Annotated in this window: 1 protein-coding gene; it reads left to right on the plus strand. The window is 63.8% G+C overall.

Annotated elements, in window-relative coordinates:
- Positions 1 to 294 precede the first annotated feature (294 nt).
- Positions 295 to 1,395: a M20 family metallopeptidase gene (locus IVA87_RS09075; protein WP_247333396.1), complete on the plus strand. Its 1,101-nt coding sequence runs from the start codon at positions 295 to 297 to the stop codon at positions 1,393 to 1,395.
- The last annotated feature ends 193 nt before the right edge of the window (positions 1,396 to 1,588 follow it).

Raw genomic sequence — 1,588 nt, forward strand, 5'->3', positions numbered from 1 at the left:
CCGAAAGATCCCACGGTCGGGACGAAGAGCTGGCCTGCAATCGAACAAAGAGCTGATCATAAATCTTGACACACCAAACCCCCATGTGAGCAATCCAGAATCCCTCCGCGGCGACACTCTGGATTGCTTCGCTTCGCTCGCAATGACGAACCTCAAGAGCATCCTTCGCATGACGGAACCGCGCCCCGTGGCTAGGCCATCCGCGCGCCAAGCTCTATAACTCTGCGAGAACCACACGAGGATAAACATGTCGGAAGCTCAATCACGGACTGGCTGGCGTCGCAGCGGCAGGCGATGATCGATCTGTTGCGCGATGTCGTGAACATCGATTCCGGATCCTACGACAAGGAAGGTGTCGATGCGGTCGGTGCGCGGTTCGAGCGGCATTTTTCCGAACATGGCATTCCATTCCGCCGCGAAAGCCACGGCACGTTTGGCGACGCGATCCATGCCGAAGTCGCAAAGCCCGGCAGCAACGAGAAGCCCGTGCTGTTGATGGGGCATCGCGATACCGTGTTCGGCAAGGGCGAGGCCGGACGGCGTCCGTTCACCATCAGGAACGGCCGCGCCTATGGACCCGGCGTGGCCGACATGAAGTCCGGGCTCGTCATGAACGTGTTCGTGGCGACCGCCTTCCACAAGTTCGGCGGCAATCCACACCCAATCAAACTGCTGATCACCTCGGACGAGGAGATCGGCTCGCCCTCCTCGCGGCCGGTGATCGAGCGCGAAGGACGCGCCGCGCGCGCCGTGTTCACCGCCGAGCCGGGCCGCCCCACGGGGAATATCGTCACCGGGCGCAAGGGCGGCATCTTCATGCATTTCGCCATCACCGGCAAAGCCGCCCATTCCGGCGCCAATTTCGCCGCCGGCGTCAGCGCGATCGGCGAGCTCGCGCACAAGATCGTGCAGATCCATGCGCTGACCAATCTGGACAAGGGTATCACGCTCAATGTCGGCTTGGTCTCGGGTGGACAATCCGTCAACACCACGGCGCCTTACGCGGAAGGCCAGATCGATCTGCGCTATGTCGATCCCGCAGACCGCGCGACGGTGATGACCGCGATCGAGCAGATCATCGCGACGTCCTATGTGCCGGGCACCAGCGCGACGCTGACCATCAAGGGCGAGTTCGTGCCGGTAGTGCAGAGCGCGGAATCGAAGGCGCTGTTTGAAGGCTATCGGGCCGCCGCACGAGAGGTTGGCCTTGCCACGCTCCAGGGCGAGTTCTCGGGCGGCTGCGCCGATTCCGGCTTCACCGCCGCGGTGGGCACGCCGACCATCTGCGGCCTTGGGCCGGTCGGCGGGCTCGCGCACACGCCGGAGGAATATCTCGAGCTCGACAGCATCGTGCCGCGCGCGCAGGCGCTCGCGCTGGCGATTCTAAGAGGATGAGGGAGGCGCCGTAGGGTGGGCAAAGGCGCGCTTGCGCCGTGCCCACCATTTGGCTTCGCTGGGTAGAAGTGGTGGGCACGCTTCGCTTTGCCCGCCCTTGTATTAGCCTGATCGGTTATGTTGAGCCGTTCCGTGAGGAATGGCCCAGCCCGGGTGGCCGCCCGAGCTGGGTCGCCGTTCGATCGGATCGGTG

Origin of the sequence: Bradyrhizobium sp. 147 (genome assembly GCF_023073935.1) — a bacterium.
GTDB lineage: Bacteria > Pseudomonadota > Alphaproteobacteria > Rhizobiales > Xanthobacteraceae > Bradyrhizobium.

Bases quoted from the DNA above. Each gene is read 5' to 3' on its own strand.
- IVA87_RS09075 (WP_247333396.1), top strand. From the start codon at position 295: ATGATCGATCTGTTGCGCGATGTCGTGAACATCGATTCCGGATCCTAC.